Annotated in this window: 17 protein-coding genes; 5 read left to right on the top strand and 12 right to left on the bottom strand. The window is 70.4% G+C overall.

Annotated elements, in window-relative coordinates; genetic code table 11:
- Positions 1-4: 4 nt before the first annotated feature.
- Positions 5-526, top strand: a complete 522-nt coding sequence (locus HFP15_RS23985; protein WP_312871721.1) for a GNAT family N-acetyltransferase — start codon at positions 5-7, stop codon at positions 524-526.
- On the opposite strand, the gene purL is transcribed toward HFP15_RS23985, so the two are convergent.
- The gene (gene purL, locus HFP15_RS23980) at positions 487-2,775 is read right to left on the bottom strand and encodes a phosphoribosylformylglycinamidine synthase subunit PurL (protein WP_168518978.1); all 2,289 of its coding nucleotides are present in this window, start codon (positions 2,773-2,775) and stop codon (positions 487-489) included. The two genes, HFP15_RS23985 and purL, sit on opposite strands and share 40 nt — an antisense overlap.
- A gap of 128 nt (positions 2,776-2,903) precedes the next feature.
- Here purL and HFP15_RS23975 point away from each other — a divergent pair, with 128 nt between their 5' ends.
- Together HFP15_RS23975 and HFP15_RS23970 are read left to right on the top strand one after the other, a co-directional pair.
- Entirely contained in the window at positions 2,904-4,478 is a 1,575-nt protein-coding gene (locus tag HFP15_RS23975) for an ABC transporter transmembrane domain-containing protein (RefSeq protein WP_168518977.1), read from the top strand.
- Positions 4,469-6,193: an ABC transporter ATP-binding protein gene (locus HFP15_RS23970; protein ID WP_376768890.1), complete on the top strand. Its 1,725-nt coding sequence runs from the start codon at positions 4,469-4,471 to the stop codon at positions 6,191-6,193. The genes HFP15_RS23975 and HFP15_RS23970 overlap by 10 nt, the downstream gene beginning before the upstream one ends.
- Positions 6,194-6,230: 37 nt before the next feature.
- Here HFP15_RS23970 and purQ read toward each other — a convergent pair whose 3' ends face one another.
- The 3 genes from purQ to HFP15_RS23955 are packed head-to-tail and all read right to left on the bottom strand — an operon-like array spanning position 6,231 to position 8,521.
- Positions 6,231-6,902, bottom strand: coding sequence for a phosphoribosylformylglycinamidine synthase subunit PurQ (gene purQ / locus HFP15_RS23965; protein WP_168518976.1), 672 nt, complete (start codon positions 6,900-6,902; stop codon positions 6,231-6,233).
- Positions 6,899-7,135 carry a phosphoribosylformylglycinamidine synthase subunit PurS gene (gene purS, locus HFP15_RS23960; RefSeq protein WP_168518975.1) on the bottom strand — a complete coding sequence of 79 codons (237 nt, stop codon included), beginning with the start codon at positions 7,133-7,135 and terminating at the stop codon, positions 6,899-6,901. The genes purQ and purS overlap by 4 nt, the downstream gene beginning before the upstream one ends.
- Positions 7,136-7,180: 45 nt before the next feature.
- A complete protein-coding gene (locus tag HFP15_RS23955; RefSeq protein WP_312871719.1) occupies positions 7,181-8,521 on the bottom strand; it encodes an MFS transporter in 1,341 nt (446 codons plus the stop codon).
- Positions 8,522-8,692: 171 nt separating this feature from the next.
- Here HFP15_RS23955 and HFP15_RS23950 point away from each other — a divergent pair, with 171 nt between their 5' ends.
- Entirely contained in the window at positions 8,693-9,619 is a 927-nt protein-coding gene (locus HFP15_RS23950; protein ID WP_168518974.1) for a U32 family peptidase, read from the top strand.
- Positions 9,620-9,625: 6 nt separating this feature from the next.
- On the opposite strand, the gene HFP15_RS23945 is transcribed toward HFP15_RS23950, so the two are convergent.
- From HFP15_RS23945 to HFP15_RS23935, 3 genes are read right to left on the bottom strand one after another with little or no spacing between them, the layout of a single operon-like run.
- Entirely contained in the window at positions 9,626-10,390 is a 765-nt protein-coding gene (locus HFP15_RS23945) for an IclR family transcriptional regulator (protein ID WP_168518973.1), read from the bottom strand.
- 36 nt (positions 10,391-10,426) lie between these two features.
- Positions 10,427-10,867 (bottom strand): L,D-transpeptidase, encoded by a 441-nt coding sequence (locus tag HFP15_RS23940; protein WP_168518972.1) that lies wholly within the window; start codon positions 10,865-10,867, stop codon positions 10,427-10,429.
- Positions 10,868-10,876: 9 nt separating this feature from the next.
- A complete protein-coding gene (locus HFP15_RS23935) occupies positions 10,877-12,352 on the bottom strand; it encodes an aldehyde dehydrogenase family protein (protein WP_168518971.1) in 1,476 nt (491 codons plus the stop codon).
- A 166-nt stretch (positions 12,353-12,518) separates the two neighbouring features.
- Here HFP15_RS23935 and HFP15_RS23930 point away from each other — a divergent pair, with 166 nt between their 5' ends.
- Positions 12,519-13,154: an MBL fold metallo-hydrolase gene (locus HFP15_RS23930; protein ID WP_168518970.1), complete on the top strand. Its 636-nt coding sequence runs from the start codon at positions 12,519-12,521 to the stop codon at positions 13,152-13,154.
- On the opposite strand, the gene HFP15_RS23925 is transcribed toward HFP15_RS23930, so the two are convergent.
- The 5 genes from HFP15_RS23925 to HFP15_RS23905 form a co-directional block, all read right to left on the bottom strand.
- Complete coding sequence (locus HFP15_RS23925; RefSeq protein WP_210717768.1) at positions 13,076-13,816, bottom strand: DUF2334 domain-containing protein; 741 nt, start codon at positions 13,814-13,816, stop codon at positions 13,076-13,078. The genes HFP15_RS23930 and HFP15_RS23925 overlap by 79 nt on opposite strands.
- A 57-nt stretch (positions 13,817-13,873) precedes the next feature.
- Positions 13,874-15,301, bottom strand: coding sequence for an adenylosuccinate lyase (purB, locus tag HFP15_RS23920; protein WP_168518969.1), 1,428 nt, complete (start codon positions 15,299-15,301; stop codon positions 13,874-13,876).
- A gap of 46 nt (positions 15,302-15,347) precedes the next feature.
- Positions 15,348-15,926, bottom strand: a complete 579-nt coding sequence (locus HFP15_RS23915; protein WP_168518968.1) for a TetR/AcrR family transcriptional regulator — start codon at positions 15,924-15,926, stop codon at positions 15,348-15,350.
- 66 nt (positions 15,927-15,992) lie between these two features.
- A complete protein-coding gene (locus tag HFP15_RS23910) occupies positions 15,993-16,652 on the bottom strand; it encodes a hypothetical protein (RefSeq protein WP_168518967.1) in 660 nt (219 codons plus the stop codon).
- Positions 16,645-17,154 (bottom strand): SigE family RNA polymerase sigma factor, encoded by a 510-nt coding sequence (locus tag HFP15_RS23905; protein WP_168518966.1) that lies wholly within the window; start codon positions 17,152-17,154, stop codon positions 16,645-16,647. Before HFP15_RS23905 ends, HFP15_RS23910 begins: the two co-directional genes overlap by 8 nt.
- Positions 17,155-17,226: the final 72 nt, after the last annotated feature.

Here is a 17,226-nt window from a genome sequence, read left to right as displayed (position 1 = left end):
TATAGTGAAAAGTGCTGGTAGAGAGCACCTTCCCGGCATCGCGGAGATCTACGGGCACTACGTCGAGACGAGCATCGCGACCTTCGAACTCGAGGTCCCGGACGAGGCCGAGTGGGCACGCCGCTTCGCCGCGATCACCGACAGCGGCCTGCCGTTCCTGGTGGCCGAACTCGACGACAAGGTCGCCGGATACGCCTACTGCTCCCCGTGGAAGACCAGGCCGGCCTACCGGCAGACCGTTGAGGACTCGGTCTACGTCGCGCCATGGGCGGTCGGCCACGGCCTCGGCGGTCTCCTGCTCGACACGGTGGTCGAGCGCTGCGATGCCCTGGGCATCCGCGAGATCATCGCGGTCATCGCCGACACCCAGGGTGCCTCACCCGCGCTGCATCACCGTCGCGGTTTCGTCGACGCCGGCCGCCTGCGCAACGTCGGCTTCAAGCACGGACGCCGGCTCGACACCGTGTTGATGCAGCGCAGCCTCGGTCAGTCGAACAGCGCGGGCAGCGTGCCTTCCCAGGCCTGACGCAGTTCCGTCAGCGGGAACGTCGCCACGCCCTGGATCTGCAGCGCGTCCGATTCGGGGTCGACCACGCCGGCCCGGCGCCACGGCAGGCCGCGGGCGGTGCACATCTCGGTGAACCGCAGCTCCTCCGAGCGCGGCACGGCGACCAGCACCCGGCCTGCCGACTCCGAGAACAGCTGCACGAACGGGTCGGCGTCCTCGTCCAGCACGAGCCGTGCCCCGCACTGGCCGACCAGCACCGTCTCGACCGCCGTCTGCGCGAGACCGCCGTCGGACAGGTCGTGCGCCGCCGAGATCATGCCGTCCCGCGAGCCCGCGACCAGGATCTCCGCCAGCAGCCGCTCGCGCTCCAGGTCCACCTTCGGCGGCAGGCCGCCGAGGTGCCCGTGGATCACGTGCGCCCAGGTGGAACCGCCGAACTCGTCGTGGGTGTCGCCGAGCAGCAGCAGCGTCTCGCCGGCCTCGGCGCCGATGCCGGTCGGGATGCGGCGCCGCACGTCGTCGATCACGCCGAGCACGCCGACCACCGGCGTCGGCAGGATCGCGGTCTCCCCGGTCTGGTTGAAGAAGCTCACGTTCCCGCCGGTGACCGGGACCCCGAGCTGCGCGCAGCCGTCCGCGAGCCCGTGCACGGACTGCTCGAACTGCCACATCACGGCCGGGTCGGTGGGCGCACCGAAGTTGAGGCAGTTGGTGACGGCCAGCGGCGTCGCACCGCTGGTGGCCACGTTGCGGTAGGACTCGGCCAGCGCGAGCTGCGTGCCGAGGTACGGGTCGAGGTAGACGAACCGGCTGTTGCAGTCGGTCGACACGGCGACACCGCGGCCGCTGCTCTCGTCGATCCGGATCAGCCCGGAGTCGGCGGGCTGGGCCAGCACCGTGTTGCCGCGCACGTAGCGGTCGTACTGCTCGGTGACCCAGTCCTTCGACGCCTGGTTCGGCGAGGAGACCACGCGCAGCAGCGTCTCCCGCAGCTCGTCCGGCGTCGACGGGCGGGGCAGCTTGTCCGGGCTGTCGGCGCGCAGAGCGTCCTGATTGGACGGCCGCGCGATCGGCCGGTCGTACACCGGGCCCTGGTGTGCGACGGTGCGGGGCGGCACGTCCACCACGGTCTCGCCGTTCCAGGTGATCACCAGGTGGTCGCCGTCGGTGACCTCGCCGATCTCGGTGGCGATCACGTCCCACTTCTTGCACACGGCCATGAACTCGTCGACCTTGTCCGGTGCGACGACCGCGCACATCCGCTCCTGCGATTCGCTGGAGAGGACCTCCGCGGGCGTCATTCCCTTGGCGCGCAGGGGAACCCGGTCCAGCTCGATGTGCATCCCGCCATCGCCTGCCGCGGCCAGCTCCGACGTGGCACACGACAGGCCCGCCCCGCCGAGGTCCTGGATGCCGACGACGAGCTTCTTCGCGAACAGTTCGAGGCAGCACTCGATGAGCACCTTCTCGGTGAACGGGTCGCCCACCTGCACGCTCGGCAGCTTCTTGCGGCCACCGGCCGATTCGTCGCCGGAGAACGTGTCGCTCGCGAGCACGGACACGCCGCCGATGCCGTCCAGCCCGGTGCGCGCTCCGAAGAGAATGATCTTGTTGCCGGTGCCGGAGGCGAACGCGAGGTGCAGGTCCTCGGTGCGCATCGCACCCACGCACATGGCGTTGACCAGCGGGTTGCCCGCGTAGCTTTCGTCGAAGACGACCTCGCCACCGACGTTGGGCAGGCCGAGGCAGTTGCCGTAGCCCGCGACGCCGGCGACCACTCCAGGCAGCACGCGGCGGGTGTCGGGCGCGTCGGCGGGACCGAAGCGCAGCGCGTCGGCGACCGCGAGCGGCCGCGCACCCATCGCGAGGATGTCGCGCACGATGCCACCCACGCCGGTGGCCGCCCCCTGGTAAGGCTCCACATAGGACGGATGGTTGTGGCTCTCGATCTTGAACGTGACGGCCCAGCCGTCGCCGACGTCGACCACGCCGGCGTTCTCCCCGATACCGGCGAGCATCTTCGCCTTCATCTCGGGCGTGGTGGTCTTGCCGAAGTAGCTCAGGTGCTTCTTCGAGGACTTGTACGAGCAGTGCTCGCTCCACATCACCGAGTACATGGCGAGCTCGGCGTCGGTGGGGCGGCGGCCGAGGATGTCCCGGATGCGGGCGTACTCGTCCTCCGCGAGCCCGAGCTCGAGGTAGGGCTGCGGGGTGTCGGGGGTTTCGGCGGCGTGCGCGGTCGTGTCGATGACCAGGGTTTCCGTCACACTAGAAGGGTAACCGTGCGCGGAGTGCTGCGTTGAGGGTGGCGGTGAGCGAGGGCCGCCCGGACCCGCGAACCTGGCCGGCGGAAAATCGGTCGCCTCGGACGAATCGGCTCCATACCGTTTGCGGTATGCGTCTGCCGGTCCGGCTCACCCCGCTGCGTTATCTCGCCGCGGTGCTGCGGGCGCGGCCCTGGTTCGCCGCGGCCACCTGTGTGCTGAGCGCGATCTGGATGCTGCCGGGTGCGCTGCTGCCGCTCGTGATCGGTGACACGGTCGAGGCGATCGGGCAACATCGGCCGGTCGCCGGATCGGTCGGCCTGGTCGTGGGCCTCGGCGTGCTACAGGCCGTTTTCGGTGGGGCGTTGATCTTCGCGGTGCACGGCATGTGGCTGCATGGCGCGTCGGTCACGCAGCGGCTCGTCGCCGACCACGCGGCGCGGCTCGGCGCGTCGCTGCGGGCGCAGGCCGCGACCGGTGAGGTGATGGCGATCTCCTCGTCGGACGTCAACCGGGTCGGCAACGTGTTCGAGGTCGGCGGGCGGCTGGCCGGGGCGATCGTGGGATTCGTCACGGTCGGCATCGTGTTGTTGTTCACCTCGCCGCTGCTCGGCGCGGTCGCGATGGTGGGCGTGCCGCTCGCCGTGCTCAGCATGGGCAAGCTGGTCGAGCCGCTGCAGAGACGCAAGGGCACGCAGCGTGCGGAACTGTCCGAAGTGAACGCGATCGCGGCGGACATCGTGTCGGGGTTGCGGATCCTGCGTGGCATCGGTGGCGAGCGGCAGTTCCTCGCCCGGTTCCGCGAGGCGAGCCAGCGCGTGCGCCGCGCGGGTGTCGAGGTCGCGCGCAGCGAGTCGTGGCTGGTCGGGGCCGAGGTGCTGCTGCCGGGACTGATCACGGTGCTGATCACCTGGCTCGGCGCGCACCTGGTCGCGAGCGGCGCGATCAGCGTCGGCGAGCTGGTGACGTTCTACGCCGCGTCGGCGTTCATGCTCGTGCCGGTCAGCACGGCGACCGAGGCGATCGACGCGTTCGCGGGCGCGCTGGTCGCGGCGAAGAAGGTCTGCGGCGTACTCGCTCTGCAGCCGGCACTGGCCGATCCGCACGCCCCGGTGGAGCTGCCGGACGGCCCGCTGGAACTGCACGATTCACGCACCGGGTACACGGCGGTGGCGGGAAAGCTGACCGTGATCGACGTGGGCGGCGACGCGGAGGCACTGGCGGCGCGGATGGCACGATTCGCCGACCCCGGGCCCGGCGAGCGGGTCCTGGTGTCCGGGGTGCCCGCCGACCGCGTCGCGCTGGCCGAACTGCGGCGCCGGGTCGTCTACGCGCACAACCAGGACCTGTGGTTCTCCGGAATCCTGCGGGACCAGCTGATTCCGCGGGAGCGGGCCGAGGACGCGTTGTGGGCGGCCGACGCCGGCGACATCGTGGCCGGTTTCCCGGACGGGATGGACGAGTTGATCGGCGAGCGGGGCCGCGAGGTTTCGGGTGGTCAGCGGCAGCGGCTGAGCCTGGCCCGCGCGCTCGCGCTGGACGCCGACACGTTGCTGCTGGACGAGCCGACCTCGGCGGTGGACACGCACACCGAGGCGCGGATCGCCGAGCGGGTCGCGGAGTTGCGGCGCGGCAGGACGACCGTGGTGTTCACGGAGAGTCCATTGTGGACCAAATTGGCGGATGAGGTGATCACGTGCCGGTGAGACTGCCGTTCGCGACGGTGCGCGCGGCACGCACCTGGGCGGTGACGACGTGGCGCACGCACCGGACCGAGTTCGTGATCATGCTCGGGTTGTACGGGCTGGCCGCGATCGCGGGTCTCGTCGGGCCGCAGATCCTCGGCAGGCTCGTGGATTCGGCGGTGGGCGGCGACAGCCACATCGAGATGCTGGTGCTGGTCTTCGTCGTGGTGCTCGTCGCGCAGGCCTGGCTTAAGCGGACCGCGCGTGTGCGCGCCGGGATGCTCGGTGAGCGGCTACTGGCGCAGACGCGGGAATCCTTTGTGGCACAGGCGTTGCGGCTGCCGCTGGGCACGGTCGAGGCGGCGGGCACGGGTGACCTGCTCAGCCGTGCGACCACGGACGCCGACCGGGTCGACTTCGCGGTCCGCAACGCGCTGCCGGAGACGCTGATCTCGGCGATCACGGTGCTGCTGACCGTGGGCGCGATGGTGTTCACCTCGCCGCTGCTGTCGCTGTCATTGCTGATCGTGGTACCGATCCTGTACCTCACCGTGCGCTGGTACCTCCTGCACGTTCCGTCCATAGTGGAGCGGATGCTGAACTCGTGGGCGGACGTGCAGACCGGGTTGCACGAGACCGCGGACGGTGCGCGCACCGCGGAGGCGCTCGGGCTGACGCCACGGCGGATCGCGCACGGCCACCGGCTGCTCGGGCGGGCGGTCGGCGACGAGCGCGCGTTGCGCAGGATGCACGTGACGTGGGTGCCGTGGATGCTGCTGAGCCAGGTGCTGCCGATCGCGGTCGCGCTGGGGCTGGGCGCCTGGGCCTACGCGGAAGGGCTGGCCGGGCTGGGCACCGTGACGACCATCGCCGTCTATCTGCAGACGCTCGGCGGGCCGATCGAGGAGATCCTGTGGTGGCTGGAGGACGTGCAGGTGGCGGGCACGGCGTTGCGGCGCATCCTCGGGGTCCGGGGCGTCGACGACGTCACACACGGCGGAAGCCCGCGCGGCCGGGAGATCGTGCTGCGGGACGTGCGGTACGGCTACTCCGCCGACCGCGAGGTGCTGCACGGCATCGACCTGCGGGTGCCGCCCGGCCGGCGGCTCGCGATCGTCGGGCCGTCCGGCGCGGGCAAGTCCACCCTCGGCAGGCTCCTGGCCGGGGTCGCGGAGCCGCATTCGGGTTCGGTCGCGATCGGCGGGGCGGAGGTGTCGGGTCTCGCGCAGGACGTGCTGCGGGGCGAGGTGCTGTTGCTCACGCAGGAGCACCACGTGTTCGCCGGCACGCTGCGGGACAACCTGACGCTGCCCGCCGGTGACTGGAGCGACGCCGAGCTGACACGGGCGCTGTCCTCGGTGGGCCTCGGCGAATGGCTGGCCGCGCTGCCCGAGGGCCTGGACACCCGGCTTGGCGCGGGTGCGCTCGCGGTGCCCGCGGCGACGGCGCAGCAGCTCGCGCTGGCCCGCGTCGTGCTGGCCGACCCGCACACCGTGGTGCTGGACGAGGCGACCTCGCTGCTGGACACCTCGTCGGCACGCAACCTGGAACGCTCGCTGACCACGGTGCTCGAAGGTCGCACGGTGATCGCGATCGCGCACCGCCTGCACACCGCGGCGGCGGCCGACCGGGTCGCGGTGCTGGAGGAGGGCCGCATCACCGAGTACGGAGCGCACGAGGACCTGCTCGCCGCCGGTGGACCGTATTCGCGGCTGGTGGCCGCGGCCCGGGCCTGAGCCCAGGGACCGTGCCCGAGCACGATGCCGAGCCGTTTCAGCTGGCGACGAGCGCGTCCACCGCCGAGTAGAACATCCCGAGCCCGTCGTCCGACGGTCCGGTCAGTGCGTCGATCGCGTGCTCCGGGTGCGGCATGAGGCCGACGACGCGGCCGTTGGCGCTCGTGATGCCGGCGATGTCGTTGCGGGAGCCGTTGGGGTTCTCGCCGACGTAGCGGAACACCACGCGGCCCTCGCCCTCCAGTTCGTCCAGAGTGGACTGCTCGGCGACGTAGCCACCCTCGCCGGACTTCAGCGGGATCAGGATCTCGGCACCCTTGTCGTACCGCGTGGTCCAGGCGGTCGTGTTGTTCTCGACGCGCAGCCACTGGTCGCGGCACACGAAGTGCAGCTTCTTGTTGCGCACCAGCGCGCCCGGCAGCAGCCCGGCCTCGCACAGGATCTGGAAGCCGTTGCAGATGCCCAGCACCGGCATGCCCTTGCCGGCCGCCTCGACGACCGAGTTCATCACCGGCGCGAACCGGGCGATGGCGCCGCAGCGCAGGTAGTCGCCGTAGGAGAATCCGCCGGGGACGATGACCGCGTCCACGCCCTTGAGGTCCTCGTCGGCGTGCCACAGCGCCACCGCCTCGGCGTCGGCATAGCGCGCCGCCCTGGCCGCGTCGACGTCGTCGAGCGTGCCGGGGAAGGTGATCACGCCGATCTTCACGAGACCCTCCGCACGGTCCACTCCTCGATCACGGGATTCGCCAGGAAGCCTTCGGCGATCTTGGCGAGGGTTTCGTCGTCGACCGAGTCGTCGACCTCCAGCTCGAAGTGCTTGCCCTGGCGCACCTCGAGGACGCCCGTGAAGCCAAGGCGGGGCAGTGCGCCCGCCACGGCCTGACCTTGCGGGTCAAGGATCTCGGGCTTGGGCATGACGTCGACCACGACTCGGGCCACGGGGTTCGCTCCCAGGTATTCGCAGGTAGGCGGTACCAGATGAGTCTAACCGCGTCGCGGAGCGTCTCCGTCGAGGGTGGTGGTGGGCAAGCGGCCGGCCTCGGCCGGAACGCGCTCGGCGGCCTTCGCGCGCAGCACCCGGCGCAGCCCGTACGTGCCCGCGAGCCCCAGCAACGACACCACGACGAGGAAGTACAGCCCGGTTCGCGCGGATCCCGTGGCGTCCACCACGGCCGCGATCCCCATCGGCCCGAAGCCGCCGCCGAGGTTGCCGATGCCGTTGATCGCGGCGATTCCGGCCGCCGCCGACGCGCCCGCGAGGAACCGCGGCACGAGCCCCCACATCACCGGCTGCGCCGCGTATCCGCCGATCGAGGCGACGCACAGCCCCGCCATCTCCAGCCACGGCGCTCCGCCGACGGCCGCGACCAGCAGACCGGCCACGGAGAACGCGAGCATCAGCGCGAGCCAGCCGAAGGGCGCCTGCCTGCGGTTGGCCAGCCTCGGCACCACGAGCAACCCGACCATCACGCACACGTAGGGAATGGCGGACACCGCGCCGATCGTCAGCCCGGACAGGTGCCCGAACCCCTTGACGATAGTCGGCAGCCAGAACGCCAGTCCGTAGGTGGCCAGCGGGAAGCACAGGAAGAACACCGACATCGCCAGCACTCGCTTGTCCTTGAGCACCGCCCACGCGGTGTGCGGCTGCGCGCCGACCCGCTCGGCCTCCGCCTTCAGTTCGCCGGTCAGCCAGGTGCGTTCGTTCTCGCCGAGCCAGCGCGCGGTGGCCGGTTCCTTCGGCAGGAGCCACAGCACGACCGGGGCGAGCAGCACGGCGGGAATTCCGGTGGCGAGGAAGATCCACTGCCAGCCGTGCAGGCCCCAGACCCCGTTCAGATCGTCCAGCGCGCCCATCGCCGGGTTGCCGATGATGAACGAGACCGGTCCGGCGAGCATGAACGCGCCGATCGCCTTGCCGCGGTATGACTCCGGGTACCAGCGCGTGAGGTAGTAGACGACGCCGGGGAAGAACCCGGCCTCGGCCGCGCCGAGCGCGAACCGGGCCAGGTAGAACTGCCAGGTGGTGGACACCAGCGCGGTCGCGATGGTCACGATGCCCCAGGTGAGCATGATCCGCGCGATCCACCGGTGCGCGCCGAACCGGTGCAACGCCAGGTTGCTCGGCACTTCGAGGATGGCGTAGGCGGCGAAGAAGAACACCTGGCCGAGCGTGTAGACGGTGGCCGAGAGGCCGAGTTCGGACTGCAGGGTCAGCTTGGCGAAGCCGACGTTCGAGCGGTCGATGTAGGCGATGACGTAGAGCAGCCCCAGCAGGGGCAGCAGGCGCAGCGTGACCTTGCGCATGGTGACTGCGTGCGACACGTGGACTCCGTTGTCTGCGTCCGAGATATCGGATGACGTCTGCGATACCGATCGAAAGTAAGCGGCCGCGGGTTGCGGTGTCAACGGCTTGACCGGCGTCGGCGAAGCTCCGTAGTCTCGTCTGGAATCGCGAATAGCGTCCGAAATTTCGAATCAATGGGTGGTGCAGTGGTGCGACGAACCCGAGATTTCCTGCGTTCGCTGGGACTGCCGGATGCGGACCCGGCCACGGTGCCTGCCAGCGCGAAGCGGTTCCCCGACGGCGCGCAGTACCGGGTGGAGATCCCGAGCGTCGAGGGGCCGGAGGCGCTGGAAGCGGTGTACGCGGAGGCGGACGCGCGGGGCGTGGTGGTGCATCGGGTGTCCCAGGGCAGCGGCGGGATGCTGCTGACCCGGCGCGAACTCGCCACGATCGCGGAGTTCGCACGGGCCCGCTCGGTCGAGGTCAGCCTGTTCGCGCGGCCGGTCGCGGCCTGGGACACCTCCGCCGCGTCGCTCGCCTCCGGCGGCGGTTCGCTCGCCGCGCAGGTCCGCGGGACCGAGCAGCTCGTGCACGTGCTGGAGGACATCCGCCGCACCGCCGAGGCCGGGATCCGCAGCGTGCTGGTCACCGATCTCGGCGTCCTGACGGTCGCCGAGCGGATGCGTGCCGCCGGGGAACTGCCGCGGGACCTGCAGTTCAAGGTCAGCGTGCAGATGGGGCTGGCCAATCCGGCCGCCATCCGGATCGCCGAACGGGCGGGTGCGAACACCTACAACGTGCCCACCGACCTCTCGCTCGCGCAGCTCGCGGCCATCCGGTCGGTGATCGACATCCCGATCGACATCTACATCGAGGCGCCCGACGATCTCGGCGGTTTCCTCCGGCACTTCGAAATCGCCGAGATCGTGCGCGTCGCCGCCCCGGTCTATCTGAAGTTCGGGCTACGCAACGCGCCCAACATCTACCCCAGCGGCACCCATCTGACGCCCACCGCGATCGCACTGGTCCGCGAACGCGTGCGCCGCGCCGAGATCGGGCTGGAACTACTGGAGCGCCATTACCCGGAGGCGGTCGCCTCGAAGCTGCCCGCCGAGGGGCTCGCGGTGCCGGTGTGACCGAGGTCAGAGGTGAGCGCCCAGTCTCGCCGACAGTTCGGCCGCCCCTTCACGGACGAGTTTCTCCCAGCGCGACCACGCTTCGTCGGAATGGCGTGACGTCGGGATCGAGATGCTCATCGCGGCGACCCGGTCGCCGCTCGCGTCCACCACGGGCGCGGCGACGCAGCCGGCGTCCGGATTGGACTCGCTGCGTTCGTGTGCCACGCCGTCGGCCCGGATCTCCTTGAGCTGAGCCAGAAGTGTGCTGCGCGACGTGATGCTGTGCGGGGTCAGCGCCACCAGTTTGCGACGCTTGAGCCGTTCATTGAGGTCCTGCTGGCCGAGCCCGGCGAGCAGGACCTTGCCCACGGCGGTGCAGTGCGCGGGCAGCCTGCTGCCCACCTCCGAGATCAACCGCACCGAATGCGTCGAGTCTATTTTGGACACGTAGACGACTTCGAGCCCGTCGAGCACGCCCACGTGCACGGTCTCGCCGCACTGAGCGGCGACCGAACGGGCGACCGCGTCCGCCTCGGCGGCGAACTCCAGGCGCTGCTGGTACCGCGAGCCGAGTTCGAGCAGCTTCGGGCCCAGCCGGTAGGTGGTGTCCTCACCGGCCTTGCGCACCAGATACCGCCGGGCGACCAGCGTGGTGAGCAGCTCGTGCGCGGTCGAGCGCGGCAGCTCGAGCCGGTCGACGATCTCGGCCGCGGTCAGCGTGTCGTTCGCTTCGAGGAACAGTTCCATGATGTCGGCGGCACGGAGCACGGCGGGCACTTGGCGGGGCATGCCGCCAAGATACCCGCTCGCGTCCGATATTTCGGACTACGGCACGATCTGCACGGAGTCACCGGGCCGCAGGGTCTGGTAGAACTTCACCGCCGCCGCGTGCGACAGGTGCACGCAGCCGTGGGACTGCGCGCGCAGGCTGCCCTCGTGGAAGGCGTCCCCGTCGTTGGTGAAGAACACCGAGTAGGGCATCGGCCCGTTGAATTCCTTGCTGTAGTGGTTGGCGTCCTTGTACTGCACCCGGAAGTGGCCGGTCGGCGTCGGGTACTGCGGTTTGCCCGTGGTGACCGGCACCGGGCCGTAGGTCACCTGCCCGCCGTTGACCAGCCAGGCCTGGTTGGTGTGCAGTTGCAGACATGCGCGCGCCTGCGCGTCGCAGGGCGTGGGCGCGGCCTCAGCTGCCGGTGTGGCGAATCCGAGCGCGCCGATCGCCGCCGCGCCCGCCACGGTCACGGAGATCTTTCGCAAGGTAGCCATGCATGTTGGTTACTCCTTGCCGCCCCTTCCATGCAAGGTCGTAACGAGTTTTCCGACCAGCTGCTCGGTCTTGTCCGTCCTGGTGAACGAGGTCAGCTTGAGCGGCACCGCGAAACGCTGCTTGGCCACGGCCTTCGGGCGGGCGAACTCGCGCAGCCCCTCCGGCCCGTGGATCCGCCCGAACCCGGAGTCGCCGACCCCGCCGAAGGGTAGCGACGCGATCCCGGCGAAGGAGAACGGAGCGTTGATCGAGGTCATCCCCGCGCGTAACCGGTCGGCCAGCCGCTGCCCGTTGTGCTTGGAGAACACCGTCGAGGCCAGGCCGTACTTCGTCGCGTTCGCCTTCTCCACGGCCTCGTCCATGTCCCGCACCTTCGCCACCGTCATCGTCGGCCCGAAGGTCTCCTCGCACACGGCCTCGGCGTCCTCGGGCACGTCGACCAGCACGGTCGGCTCGACGAACCGCTCACCGACGTTGCCGCCGGTCAGGGCCCGGCCGCCGCGGGCGATCGCGTCCGCGATGTGCTTGCGGACCACGTCGAGCTGGGCGGGCATGGTCATCGGCCCGTACTGCTCGCCCGCCTTGACCTTGCCGGTCAGCGCGAGCACCTTCTCCAGGAACGAGTCGTAGACGCGCTCGTGCACGTACACGCGCTCGACGCCGATGCAGGTCTGGCCGGAGTTGGAGAACGCGCCCCACACGGCGGCGTCGGCGGCCGCGTCCAGGTCGGCGTCGGAGTCGACCAGCAGCGCGTCCTTGCCGCCGGCCTCGATCACCACCGGGGTGAGCGTCTCCGCCGCGGCGGCCATGATCTTCTTGCCGGTCGCGGTCGAACCGGTGAACGCGATCTTGTCCACGCCCGCGCCGACGAGCGCTGCGCCGGTCTTGCCGAATCCGGTGATCAGCTGGAACACCGGGTGCTCGGGCACGGCCTCGGCGAACGTGTCGACCAGCCACTTCCCGACGCCGGGCGTGTACTCGCTGGGCTTGAACACCACGGTGTTGCCCGCCGCGAGCGCGTAGGTGATCGAGCCCATCGGGGTGAACACGGGATAGTTCCACGGGCCGATCACGCCGACCACGCCCAGCGGCAGGTACTCGACGGTCGCGGTGTGGTTGGACAGCAGCAGGCCCGCCGAGCGGCGCTTGCGGCCGAGCACCTTGCGCGCGTTCTTGGCGGCCCAGGCCACGTGCTCGATGGCCAGCACGACCTCGAGCTGCGCGTCCCCGTACGGCTTGCCGGTCTCCCGCTGGACGACCTCGCACAGTTCGCGCATCCGCCGGGTGATCGTCGCGTTCCAGCGGCGCAACCGCTCCGCGCGCCCGTCGAACCCCAGCGACATCCACCACCGGGAAGCTTCGCGTGCCCGTTCGACCGCCTCTTCGACCTGCTCGCGGGTCTGGACCGGGTAGGTCCCGACGACCTCGTCAGTGGCCGGGTCGAGCGAATCGAAGGTCTCCTGTGACACTTCCACGGCGGTCATCTCTGGCCTCCCTACTGGTGAGTACGCCCAGGATGGCACAAGCAGTGGCCAAGCTCACTACCTGAACGAGAGACGCGGACCACAACGAGACCTGATCACGTGACTTCATGGCGAGGCCGTTTCGACCGGCCTACGCTGAACTCGTCTCATGCGAGGGAGCGAATAGATGCGAATCGTCCACTATGGACACGCCTGTGTGCTGCTGGAAACCGACAACGGGCGGATCCTGCTCGATCCCGGCGCCTTCTCCGAGGGCTTCGACGCCGAGCGTGAACTGGACGCGGTGCTGATCACGCACCAGCACTTCGACCACATCGACTCGGAGAAACTGCCGGGCCTGCTGGAGGCCAACCCGAACGCCAAGCTGATCGTCGACCCGGGCTCGGAGGAGACCGTCGCCAAGCTCGGCCTGGAGTACCAGGTCGTCCGGCCCGGCGACGCGTTCGAGGTCGGCGGCACGGCGGTCAACGTGGTCGGCGGGCAGCACGCCGTCATCCACGAAGACATCCCGGTCATCCCGAACGTCGGCTACCTCTTCGAGCACGGCGCCTTCTACCACCCCGGCGACTCGTTCCACGTGCCGGAGCAGAAGGTCGACGTGCTCGGCCTGCCCACCGGGGCACCCTGGCTCAAGGCCGGCGAGGCGGTGGACTTCCTGCGTGCGGTCGCGCCGCGCGTCGCGGTGCCGATCCACGAGGCGGTGCTCGCGAACCCGGCCATGCACTACGGGTTGTTCACCAACCTGGCGCCGGAGGGCACCGAGGTCCGCGTCGCGCCGCGGGGCGAGGCCCACAAGCTCTGATAGGTCGAGCCGAAGGCCCGGTTCTCCAGCGCCACGTCGACCGCGTCGAGCAGTGCCTGCCGGAGGCCCGGCCGGGCGAGATCGGCCGCGTCCACGCCGAGCCGTACCAGGCCACCGCGCCGCGCTGCCCGGGCCGTCGCGAGCACCAGCGCGAACGCCCGCACGGTTTCGGTGCGCTCGCGGCTGGTGAACTCCTGCACGCGTGCCCGGTGCACCTCGCCGGTGCGCAGGTCATGGATCGCGCCGAGGTCCGCGCAATAGCGGAATCCCTGTCCGCGCAATGCTTCCAGCGTCCCACGCGAGGCGAGCCAGCGTGGCGGCGCGAAGCCGTCCGCGGCGAACCCGGCCCGGTCGAGCGCGGCTTGCGCGGCGATCAACCGCAGCCGGGCCTCGTGCGCGGGCAGCGCCGCGAACTCGGCTTTGCGCCCGAACGTCAGCGCCCGGTGCGACGGCGCGATCCGGTGGTCGTAGCCGTGTAGCAGGAGGCCGTCGCCCCGGCTGGTCCGGGCGTGGATCCACTCGGTGACCGGGCCGTCGGAGCGGGGGTCGAAGAGCAGCGACAGCGGTACCTTGCGATGGTCGAGCTCCGCGGCGAGGTCGGCGCAGCGGTGCAGTGTCCGGGGGCCGATGCCGGACAGTGAGACCAGCAGACGGGCGTCCATGGCACCCATTAGCGCAGCCGCACATGACCCTGCGCTTACCCCGAGATGACGCTGTGCCTACAGGATGGGTGCGGGCACGTAGTCGGTGGCCTCCGGGAAGCGGGTCAGGATGGCCTCGACGTGCTTCGCGACCGCCGCGACCTGCGTGGGAGCGACGCCGGTGAACGACAGCCGGTCGGCGAGCAGGCGGTCGAGGTCCTCGCGGCTGAGCGGCAGGCGCTCGTCGGCGGCCAGCCGGTCGAGCAGGTCGTTCTCGGAAAGCCCCTGCTCACGCATGGCGAGCGCGACCGAGACCGCGTTCTCCTTGATCGCTTCGTGTGCGGTCTCGCGACCGACGCCCGCCCGCACGGCTGCCATCAGCACCTTCGTCGTGGCCAGGAAAGGCAGGTAACGGTCGAGTTCGCGGGCGACGACGGCCGGGAAGGCGCCGAACTCGCCGAGCACGGTGAGGAAGGTTTCCAGCAGCCCGTCGAGCGCGAAGAACGCGTCCGGCAGCGCGACGCGGCGCACCACCGAATCGGACACGTCGCCCTCGTTCCACTGGTCGCCGGCCAGCTCGCCGATCATCGACAGGTAGCCGCGCAGCACCACGGCCAGCCCGTTGACCCGCTCGCACGAGCGCGTGTTCATCTTGTGCGGCATCGCGGACGAGCCGACCTGGCCCGGTTTGAAACCCTCGGTGACCAGCTCGTGCCCGGCCATGAGGCGAATCGTCTTGGCCAGGCTCGACGGCGCGGCCGCGAGCTGCACGAGCGAGGACAGCACGTCGAAGTCCAGCGAGCGGGGGTAGACCTGGCCGACGCTGGTGAACGTGCGGGAGAACCCGAGATGCTCGGCTATCCGCCGCTCCAGCAGGTCCAAAGTCGACTCGCTACCGAGCAGGTCGACCATGTCCTGCGCCGTGCCGACCGGCCCCTTGATCCCGCGCAGCGGATAGCGGCCGATCAGCTCGTCCAGCCGCTCGAACGCGACCGTCAGCTCGTCGGCCGCGGTGGCGAACCGCTTGCCCAGGGTGGTGGCCTGCGCGGCGACGTTGTGCGAGCGGCCCGCCATGACCAGGTCCGAATGCTCCACGGCCAGCCCCGCCAGCTTGGCCAGCACGGCGGCCACCCGGCCGCGGATCAGCTCGAGCGAACGGCGGATCTGCAGCTGCTCGACGTTCTCGGTGAGGTCACGCGAGGTCATGCCCTTGTGCACGTGCTCGTGCCCGGCCAGCGCGTTGAACTCCTCGATACGCGCCTTCACGTCGTGCCGGGTGACGCGCTCGCGCTCGGCGACCGAGGCCAGATCGACCTGGTCGAGCACGCGCTCGTAATCCTCGATGACCCCGTCCGGGACCTCCACCCCCAGCTCCCGCTGCGCCCGCAGCACCGCGAGCCACAGCTCCCGCTCCAACGTGACCTTGCGTTCCGGAGACCACAGCGCCACCAGGTGGGCGGAGGCGTAGCGGGAGGCGAGCACGTTGGGAATGCTGGGTTTGGTCACCTCTCCAGCCTAAACACCCGTGTTCGTGTGTGAGTGTGAGCCTGCTTCAGCTCAACGCGTCGCGCAGCATCGTCCGCGCGACCGCTCGCGGATCCGGATCCACCTCGATCAGCGCGTTGACCACGGCGCCGTCGACCAGTGCGATGATCTCGGCCAGCCGCTTGCGGTCGACCGGTTTGCCGGAGCGGGCGAAGATCTCGGTCAGCAGTTCGTGGAACTCGGCCTGCATCGCGCGCATCACCGGGCGCAGGTAGGGGCGGCGGCCGGTGGTGACGAGCCGTTCGTAGCGCAGCAGCACCGCGTCGTACGTCGTGTCCTCGCCGAGCAGCTGGTCGAGCACCACCTCGACCAGGGCGTTCACGTCCCGGTGCTCGGTGCCCAGCGCCGCGAGCTGCGCCTTGCCCGCGTCCAGGTCCACCCGGCACCGGTGCGCGACGGCGGCGGTGACGAGGTCGTCGAGCGAGTCGAAGTAGTACGTGGTCGACGCCAGCGGCAGGCCGGCGCGCTCGGCGACGGCGCGGTGCCGGATCGCCTCGAAGCCGCCTTCGACCAGCAGGTCAGCTGCCGCTTCCACCAGCGCCGCACGCCTGCGTTCGCCCTTGGGCGTGCTCGCTGCCGCGGTCATAGCAGAAAATGTAACCGCGACTCGCGGCGCTTCCGTTGAGGGTGGCGGTGCGCGAGGGGCCGGCCTTCAGAAATGCCTCGCCAGCGACGTGGAGATCTGGGCGAGTCGCGACTCCAGCGGCGGGGCGCTGCCCGCGTCCGGGGAGCTCAGCACGACCAGCGATCCGCCGCTCGCGGTCTCCGCCGTGGACAGCACGGTGCCGTCGCTGAACGGCTTCATCGCGAACGGGGTGGGGAACACCGTCACCGAGACGAAGCCGTGCCGGTCACCGTCGCTGACCTGGAACCCGGCCGAGCGGGCGTTCGTCGTGCACACACGACCGGGTGCGGGGCCGGTCACGCCGGTCGCCGGGAGCTCGCCGGCGAGGGCTGTGGCGAGCTCCCGGTCGACCTTGTCGCACCCGGAGGTGCTTTCGGCCCGTGGGCCGTCCTGTCCGTTGCCGCCGCTTCCCTGCATGGGCGACGGGCCGGACAAAGCTCCCGGAGGACGTACCGGCGCGCCGGCCGGTTGCGCGCTCTGCGACTCCGTCCCTCGAAAGTAGGTGACGCCGACGATCCCGGCGGCGCCGAGCAACACGACGACGCAGGCGCAGGCCGCGAGCAGTGCCGTTCGGCGACGAGCCGTCGCTCGCGCGGAGGCGTTCGTGACGTCCGTGAGGGTGAAGCCGGGCGGCGGCGGGTCACCGGGAGCAGTCCGGAAGAGGCCTTCCAGTTCCTTTTCATCCACCCGTCTCCACCTCCTCGCCAAGCGCCGCGCGCAGATGGGCCAATCCGCGTGCCGTCTGGCTCTTCACGTTCCCCTCGCTGCACCCGAGCACCCTCGCGACTCCGGCCACGTCGAGGCCCTCGAAGTACCGCAGCACCAGCACCGCGCGTTGTTTCGGTGGCACGTCCTCGAGCCCGGCGAGCAGGTCGGCCCTGGTCGCGACCTGCTCGTCCAGCGAGCCGCCGGCGGGCTCCGGTTCGGGCACCCGGTCGGTGTGCCGCTCCCGGCGCCACGGACGGCGCGACTCGTCGATCGACGCCCTGATCAGCGTTTTCCGTACGTAGGCATCGGTCGCGCGAGGGTCGCGGATCTTGGTCCACCGCCGGTGCAGCGCGACGAACGCCGTTTGCGCGAGATCGTCCGCGCGATGCCAGTCACCGCAGAGCAGGTACGCGGTTCGCCGCACGGAGTCCTGCTTGGCAGCGAAGTACTCCGCGAACTTCCGTTCGTCGTCCTCGTTCACCGGCCTCCCGTGGCGTCTCGCAGGTGAAGACGTAAGCGGGGCACGTTACGGTTGCACACCTTCTTGTAGATC

Source organism: Amycolatopsis acididurans, from assembly GCF_012328925.1.
Classification (GTDB): Bacteria; Actinomycetota; Actinomycetes; order Mycobacteriales; family Pseudonocardiaceae; genus Amycolatopsis_E; species Amycolatopsis_E acididurans.
This window is presented reverse-complemented; position numbering and strand designations above follow the sequence as displayed.

Bases quoted from the DNA above. Each gene is read 5' to 3' on its own strand.
- HFP15_RS23975 (WP_168518977.1), top strand. From the start codon at position 2,904: ATGCGTCTGCCGGTCCGGCTCACCCCGCTGCGTTATCTCGCCGCGGTG.
- HFP15_RS23945 (WP_168518973.1), bottom strand. From the start codon at position 10,390: ATGCCCCGCCAAGTGCCCGCCGTGCTCCGTGCCGCCGACATCATGGAA.
- HFP15_RS23940 (WP_168518972.1), bottom strand. From the start codon at position 10,867: ATGGCTACCTTGCGAAAGATCTCCGTGACCGTGGCGGGCGCGGCGGCG.
- HFP15_RS23935 (WP_168518971.1), bottom strand. From the start codon at position 12,352: ATGACCGCCGTGGAAGTGTCACAGGAGACCTTCGATTCGCTCGACCCG.
- HFP15_RS23930 (WP_168518970.1), top strand. From the start codon at position 12,519: ATGCGAATCGTCCACTATGGACACGCCTGTGTGCTGCTGGAAACCGAC.
- HFP15_RS23925 (WP_210717768.1), bottom strand. From the start codon at position 13,816: ATGGACGCCCGTCTGCTGGTCTCACTGTCCGGCATCGGCCCCCGGACA.
- HFP15_RS23915 (WP_168518968.1), bottom strand. From the start codon at position 15,926: ATGACCGCGGCAGCGAGCACGCCCAAGGGCGAACGCAGGCGTGCGGCG.